This is a genomic window from Rathayibacter rubneri, assembly GCF_023743255.1.
GTDB classification, from domain to species: domain Bacteria; phylum Actinomycetota; class Actinomycetes; order Actinomycetales; family Microbacteriaceae; genus Rathayibacter; species Rathayibacter rubneri.
The window spans coordinates 1-6,263 of the sequence record NZ_JAMRYM010000142.1; the positions used below are offsets into that span (position 1 = coordinate 1).

Below are 6,263 nucleotides of genomic sequence, written 5' to 3' on the forward strand. Positions count from 1 at the left end.
CGACGCGCCCGCCGGGCCCGAGGCGCCCGTCGCCGACACCACCGCGCCTGCGGTCGCGATCACCTCGCCCGAGTCCGGCGCCCTGATCAGCGGCACGACGACCGCCACCGTCACCGCCACCGACGACACCGAGGTGACCGCCGTGACGTTCTACGTCGGCAGCCTGAAGGTCGGCGACGCCGTCCAGACCGACGACACCACCTGGTCGTGGAGGACGAGGACCGCCGGCATCCAGGGGACCTACCCGCTGACCGCCCGGGCGACCGACGCCGCGGGGAACGTCTCGGCGAGCGATCCCGTGACCGTGACCGTGAACCAGCGTCCCGGTTCCCCGAAGAACTGACCGACGGAGGGTCGCCGTAGCGTCGCACGGTCCCGCGCTGCGAACGCAGACGCGGCAGTGCCGTCGACCGGCGGAGGGGGACGGCCTGCCGGTCGGCGGGTCGAGCAGTGACGACCCGGCGAGCACGCCGGAGGCACCGGCGTCACCGCCCGTCCACCCGCCGCCCCTCCGCCCACACGGCGCGGACCTCGGACGCCGCGTCCAGCAGCACGATGTCCGCGCGGAACCCCGGTGCGAGCGCCCCGAGGTCGGCGCGGCCCAGCACCCGCGCGGGCGTCGCGGTCAGCGCCGAGACGAGGACCCGCTCGTCCAGGCCTGCGGCGAGGCCGATCCGGAGCGCCCGGTCCTGCGTCAGGGTGGAGCCGGCGAGGGTGCGGGAGCCGCTGAGGACCGCCCGTCCCCCTGAGACGTCGACGTCCAGCGCGCCGAGGCGGTACGCCCCGTCGGCCGAACCGGCCGCCGCCATCGCGTCGGTGACGAGCGCGATCCGGCCGGGTGCCCCGCGGAAGGCCAGGGCGGCGACACGCGGATCGACGTGCTCGCCGTCGAGGACGATCTCCAGGGTCACCCGCTCGTCCTCGAAGGCGGCGACCACGGGACCCGGATCGCGGTGGTGGATACCGGGCATCGCGTTGAAGGCGTGCGTCAGCAGCGTCGCCCCGCGATCGAACGCGGCCCGCGCCCCCTCGGCGCCGGTCGCCGTGTGGCCGACGGCCACCACGACTCCGGCCGCGGTGAAGCGCTCGATCGCCGCAAGGGCACCCGGGAGCTCGGGAGCGAGAGTGATCTGACGGAGCCTGCCGTCCGCCGCGTCGAGCAGGCGCGAGATCGACTCGTCGTCGGGCGCGGTGAGGGCGGACGGGTCGTGGGCGCCGTAGCGCGACGGCGCGAGGAACGGGCCCTCGAGGTGCGCGCCGAGCACGAGCGGATCCACGGCGGCGAGGGCGGCGACCGTCGCGAGAGACTCCTCGAGCACCCCGATCGGCCGCGAGACGAGGCTCACCAGCGAGCGGGTCGTGCCCCTCGAGCGGTGCAGACGCAGCGCGGCGCGGATCGCGTCGGCTCCGTCCTCGAAGGACTCGCCCGCTCCCCCGTGCACGTGGAGGTCGAGGAACCCCGGGGTCGCCGTGAGGCCGCGCGCATCGACGACGGCCAGGTCGGGCCGCCGCGGCCACTGACCGCCGCGGCCCGCCGCCGCGATGACGCCGTCCTCGACGAGCAGCCACGCATCCGGGACGACGCCGGACGCGTCGACCGTCCGCGCACTGTGCAGGACGAAGGAGTCGGCCCTGCTCACGACGACGACCTGGGCATGTCCACCGATCCCGAGGCGGAGATCGACGCGCTGCATCGCTGCCGGCCGATCACTCGGATCATCACCGCCCACGAGGTCGCGGGAACGCTGCTCGTCCTCACCGGCCGCACGCCTCCTCCGTCATCGACACGACACTGTCCGTCGAGGGCGGGAGTCAGGCCGCGACGCGCCGCGCCACGGTGATCCGCACCGCCACCGTCACCACGAGCACCACGCCGGCCGCGACCAGCGCCGCGATCCCCGCCGGCACCGACACCAGCTCGCCGCCGAAGCGCCCCACGGCGACCCACACGAGCCCCCAGCAGAGCGAGAGCATCGGGGCGAGGCGACCGCGGCCGGCCACGGCGAGCGCCACTCCGATCAGCGCGGCGACGGCCAGCACGACGACCGCCCACGCCGAGGCGCCGGGACCGTCGGCGCTGCCGACCCCTGCGCCCACGAGCGCCGCCGTGACGTTGGCGACGGTCGCCACGCAGACCCAGCCGAGGTAGAGGCCGAACGTGCCGTCGGTGACGACCGCGTCCACGACCCCCGCCGTGCGCGTCGTGCGCAGCAGCACGAAGATCCGGGCGAGGACCGCGAGCAGCAGGGCGATCACCACGACGCTCAGCGCGAGCAGTCCGGCCTGCACGACCAGGATCCACGCGGCGTTCAGCAGCAGGCTCGCGGCGGCCCAGTAGCCGAGCCGGCGATGGCGGGTCCGCGCGGCCTGGGAGGGGAGGAACTGCCAGATCGCGTAGGCGATCAGTCCCGTGTAGATCACGCTCCAGATCGCGAAGGCGGGGCCGTCCGGAGCGACGGGCGTCGAGGAGGCGCTCAGAGCGCCGCCCGCGGCGTCGGCGATCTGGGTCCCGCCGGCAGCACCGGAGCCGAGGAACGAGCCGACGAGAGCGAGCACGGCGCTCACGGCGACGGTCGACTGCCGGATCCGGTCGGCGCGGGTGGGGGCTTCTGCGGCGGTCATGTCGCTCCTCGATCGATCAGCTGGCTGACTAATCAGCGTAGCGGGCTCCTCCCGGTGCGCGACGCGGCTCCCGGGAAGGTTCCAGGCCGCTCAGCCCTCCGCCAGCACCCACGGGAACGCGGTCGAGGTCGAGCGGGCCCCCTGGCGCGCCTTCGACCGGTTCGCCTCGCCGAGATCGCCCAGGAGGCTCTCCGACTCGCGGACCAGGGCCGCGAACGCCGCGGTGTCGAGCCACTCCGGCCGCATCGCGAACAGGAGGTCCTCGGTCGCGGTGTTCCCGCTCGCACCCGGAGCGAAGGGGCAGCCGCCGAGGCCGCCCAGCGCCCCGTCGACGACCGACGCCCCGGCCTGCACCGCCGTCAGCGCGTTGACGACCCCCGAGCCCCAGGTGTCGTGCCCGTGGAACACGATCTCGCGCTGGGGCGTCTCGGCGACGACCCGCGAGACCAGCGACGCGACCTGACCGGGGTGCGCCTGCCCGAGCGTGTCGCAGATGACGATGTCCTCGGCGCCCTCGGCCCGGGCGTCGTTCGCGATCGCGAGCACCCGATCCTCCGGCACCATGCCCTCGAACGGGCAGGTGAAGGACGTGGCGATGCAGAGCTGGATGCGCCCGCCGACCCCGTGGGCGAGCGCGACGGCGTCCGGCATGGCGTCCAGGCTCGCCTCGGTGGGGCGGCCGATGTTCGCCCGGTTGTGCGAGTCCGAGGCCGAGAAGCAGTACTGGAAGTTGCGAGCCCCGGCCGCCGCGGCCTTCTCGATGTGCCGCGGAGTCGCGACCCAGACCCAGCTCCGCTCGAGCTCCTCGGGGGTCAGCGCCTCGATCACCTCGAGCGTGTTCGCCATCGGAGGCACCACGTCGCCGCGCGCCATCGAGCCGATCTCGAGCTCGGGCACCCCCGCGGCGAAGAGCGAGCGGGCGAGCCGCACCTTGCGCTCGGTCGAGAGCATCCGTCCCGTGAGCTGCAGTCCGTCGCGGAGGGTCACGTCGCGCAGGCGGGCGGTCATCGCTCGTCGCCCGTGGTGGACGTGGTGGGGGTTCCGCCCTGCAGCATGGCCAGGACCTCCTCGGTGTCGTGCCCCAGCGCGGGGGCGAGTGTGCGGAGAGGGAGCGACCGGCCGCCGAGCACCGGGACGACGCCGGGGAACCCGACGCCCTCGATCACGCCCGAGCCGGTCTCGACGTCGAACTTCTGGATCATGTCGCGCGCGGCGTACTGCTCGCTGGAGCTGATGTCGGCCGCCGTGTAGATCGGGCCGGAGGGGACGCCGCTCTCGTCGAGGATCGCGAGGGCCTCGGCGGACGTCCGCGTCGCGGTCCATGCGCCGATCGCGGCGTCGAGCTCGTCGCGGCGCTGCCAGCGCAGGTCGTTGGTCGCCAGGCCCTCGTCGGCGGCCAGGTCCTCGCGGCCGATGATCTCCATGAAGCGCTGGAAGATGGCGTCGCCGTTGCCCGCGATGACGATGCTCGACCCGTCGGAGCACGTGTAGGCGTTGGTCGGCGCGATGCCCTCCATCCGCCCGCCGACGCGCTCGCGGACGATGCCGTGCGCCTGGTAGTCGGGGATCAGCGACTCCATCATCGAGAACATCGCCTCGTTGAGCGCCACATCGATCACGCGCTCCTCGAGCGGAGCGGGCTCCAGACCCGCCGCCCGCCGCGTCTCGCGCTGGAACAGCGCCATCATCACGCCGTAACCCGCGTAGAGCCCCGCGATGGAGTCGCCGATCGAGACGCCGACGCGCACCGGCGGACGGTCCGGATCGCCCACGAGCTCGCGGAAGCCGCCCATCGCCTCGGCGACCGCCGCGAACCCGGGGCGCTCGGAGAGGGGCCCGGTCTGCCCGAAGGCCGAGATCCGCCCGATCACGATCTCGGGGTTCGCCTCGTTCAGCACGTCCGGCCCGATCCCCCACTTCTCGATCGTGCCGGGTCGGAAGTTCTCGAGCACGACGTCGCACTCGGCGGCGAGGCGGCGCACCGCGTCCCGCCCCTCCTCGGTGCGGAGGTCGAGCGTGATCGACTTCTTGTTGCGGTTGATGGCGTGGAAGAGCATCGACGTCGTCGACCCGGGGTGCAGGCGCCACTTGCGCAGCTCGTCGCCGGTGCCGGGCCTCTCGACCTTGATCACCTCGGCCCCGAAGTCGGCCAGCAGGCGGCCCGCAGTGGGGGCGGCGATGAAGTTGCCGAGCTCGAGCACGCGGAGCCCGTCGAGCGGGGCGATGCGGGGTGCGGGGGTCATGATCCGCCTTCGGTCGGGTCGGGCGAGGACGAGCGCGCTGCCCGCTGCGGAGCGGACGTCGATCGCGCACCACTCGAGTGTGCCCTGTTCCGATCGCTCGAGGGAGGCGGGAGTCCACCCCCTCCTGGCTGTCGGAGGCCGGACGTACACTGACGGGACACCATGCGCAGACACAGCTCGCCCCCGCGTCCCGAGTGGCGCGCCCGCCTCGACGAGGTCGGATTCAGCTTCTACGACCTGCCCTCGGAGGGCGGCCGCCCCTACTGGAACGAGCTCGCCGCCTACAGCTTCGCCCCCGCCGAGATCGACCTGCTCGAGGGCGTGACCAAGGAGCTGTTCGACCTCTGCATGGAGGCGTGCGAGAAGATCGTGCGCACCGGCCGCTTCGCCGAGTTCGGCATCCCCGAGCGCTTCCACGAGCTCGTCCGCACCTCCTGGGACGAGGACGACCCCACCGTCTACGGTCGCTTCGACCTCGCCTACGACGGCCGTGGCGCGGTGAAGCTGCTCGAGTTCAACGCCGACACCCCGACCTCGCTCGTCGAGACGGCCGCCGCGCAGTGGCAGTGGCTGATCGACGTGCACGGGCCCGACGCCGACCAGTTCAACAGCCTCCACGAGCAGCTCGTCGAGCAGTGGCGCCACCTCCGGCTCGAGCGCTGGACGCTGGACGAGGGCGCCCGGCTGCACCTCGCGTCGCTGCGCGACTCCGGCGACGGCGAGCTGATCGTCGAGGATGCGGACACCGTCGCCTACATGGCCGAGACGGCGGCCCAGGCGGGCTTCGACCCCAAGCTGATCTTCGTCGAGGACATCCGCTACGAGCTCGACGGCACCGGCTTCGTCGACGCCGACGGCGAGCCGATCCGGCGCATCTTCAAGCTCTACCCGTGGGAGTGGATGCTCGGCGAGCAGTTCGGCGGGCTCCTGCTCGACCGGCGCGAGCGCACCCGCTGGGTCGAGCCCGCGTGGAAGCTCCTGCTCAGCAACAAGCAGCTCCTCGTGGTGCTCTGGGAGATGTTCCGCGGGCACCCCAACCTGCTCCCCGCCTCCGTCGAGCCGCTCGTCGGCACCGCGCAGGTCCGCAAGCCGCGACTCGGCCGCGAGGGGGCGAACGTCACCGTCCTCGACGCCGACGGCGCGGTCGTCGCCGAGAACGACGGCGCCTACGGCGAGGAGGGCTTCATCCACCAGGCCCGTGCCGAGCTCGCCCGCATCGACGGGAAGACGGTCGTGATCGGCAGCTGGATCGTCGGAGAGACCCCGGCCGGCATCGACGTCCGCGAGACCAGCGGACCCATCACGGGCGACCTCGCCGAGTTCGTGCCGCACTACATCGAGGGCGGGCGGACGGAGCCCGTCTTCGGCAGCCCCCGCGAGCAGGCCCGCCCTCGATGT

At 73.4% G+C, this 6,263-nt stretch carries 6 protein-coding genes; 2 read left to right on the forward strand and 4 right to left on the reverse strand.

Annotation, left to right across the window (positions count from 1 at the left end):
* Nucleotides 1–343 (forward strand): Ig-like domain-containing protein (locus NB037_RS18175; protein WP_251948292.1); only part of this gene is annotated, 343 nt, incomplete at its 5' end.
* Between the two features lie 142 nt (nucleotides 344–485).
* Here the strand turns inward: NB037_RS18175 and NB037_RS18180 are convergent.
* The 4 genes from NB037_RS18180 to NB037_RS18195 all read right to left on the reverse strand — a co-directional run bounded on the left by NB037_RS18180 (nucleotide 486) and on the right by NB037_RS18195 (nucleotide 4,865).
* Nucleotides 486–1,640 carry an N-acetylglucosamine-6-phosphate deacetylase gene (locus tag NB037_RS18180; protein WP_251948294.1) on the reverse strand — a complete coding sequence of 385 codons (1,155 nt, stop codon included), beginning with the start codon at nucleotides 1,638–1,640 and terminating at the stop codon, nucleotides 486–488.
* 172 nt (nucleotides 1,641–1,812) lie between these two features.
* A complete protein-coding gene (locus NB037_RS18185; RefSeq protein WP_251948296.1) occupies nucleotides 1,813–2,622 on the reverse strand; it encodes a TspO-related membrane protein in 810 nt (269 codons plus the stop codon).
* Between the two features lie 90 nt (nucleotides 2,623–2,712).
* Nucleotides 2,713–3,630, reverse strand: a complete 918-nt coding sequence (locus tag NB037_RS18190) for a hydroxymethylglutaryl-CoA lyase-like TIM-barrel protein (RefSeq protein ID WP_251948298.1) — start codon at nucleotides 3,628–3,630, stop codon at nucleotides 2,713–2,715.
* Nucleotides 3,627–4,865 (reverse strand): CaiB/BaiF CoA transferase family protein, encoded by a 1,239-nt coding sequence (locus tag NB037_RS18195; RefSeq protein WP_251948300.1) that lies wholly within the window; start codon nucleotides 4,863–4,865, stop codon nucleotides 3,627–3,629. The genes NB037_RS18190 and NB037_RS18195 overlap by 4 nt, the downstream gene beginning before the upstream one ends.
* A 162-nt stretch (nucleotides 4,866–5,027) precedes the next feature.
* Here NB037_RS18195 and NB037_RS18200 point away from each other — a divergent pair.
* A partial coding sequence (locus tag NB037_RS18200) for a glutathionylspermidine synthase family protein (RefSeq protein WP_251948302.1) occupies nucleotides 5,028–6,263 on the forward strand: 1,236 nt, incomplete at its 3' end.

Bases quoted from the DNA above. Each gene is read 5' to 3' on its own strand.
- NB037_RS18195 (WP_251948300.1), bottom strand. From the start codon at position 4,865: ATGACCCCCGCACCCCGCATCGCCCCGCTCGACGGGCTCCGCGTGCTC.
- NB037_RS18190 (WP_251948298.1), bottom strand. From the start codon at position 3,630: ATGACCGCCCGCCTGCGCGACGTGACCCTCCGCGACGGACTGCAGCTC.
- NB037_RS18185 (WP_251948296.1), bottom strand. From the start codon at position 2,622: ATGACCGCCGCAGAAGCCCCCACCCGCGCCGACCGGATCCGGCAGTCG.